1 protein-coding gene is annotated in these 311 nt (G+C 56.3%); it reads left to right on the top strand.

What is annotated here, in order from left to right:
• The first annotated feature begins 46 nt into the window (after positions 1 to 46).
• Positions 47 to 259, top strand: coding sequence for a hypothetical protein (locus E5162_RS14410; protein ID WP_135945958.1), 213 nt, complete (start codon positions 47 to 49; stop codon positions 257 to 259).
• The last annotated feature ends 52 nt before the right edge of the window (positions 260 to 311 follow it).

The raw sequence follows: 311 nt of genomic DNA on the forward strand, positions 1-311 counted from the left end.
ATAATTATAAACTATATGAATGCTTTTGCGGGGAGGCTTGACAAAAATGTCGCTTCAAAACTGGCGGGTGCTTGATTTCGAAGGCTTGTTCGGACGGGGTCAGGACGGCGCCTCCATGCCGGAGCAACTCGAAGCCATCGAAGAGATGGTCACGATGATCCGCGGTGAAAGCCTTCACCGGATTGTGCTCGACCTGGACCACGCCGACATCGATTTGGGACAGCGAGTCGTCCAGATTCAGCCCCAGGCGCTCGCCTAAGGGATGGTCAAGGCCGGTTTGAGCCGCTTCGCTCTGGTTCACCGCGGAGAGG

It is taken from the genome of Marinicauda pacifica (genome assembly GCF_004793635.1).
In the GTDB taxonomy this organism is placed as follows: domain Bacteria; phylum Pseudomonadota; class Alphaproteobacteria; order Caulobacterales; family Maricaulaceae; genus Marinicauda; species Marinicauda pacifica.

What these genes read in the sequence shown, in the direction of transcription:
- E5162_RS14410 (WP_135945958.1), top strand. Translation starts at nt 47, where the DNA reads ATGTCGCTTCAAAACTGGCGGGTGCTTGATTTCGAAGGCTTGTTCGGA.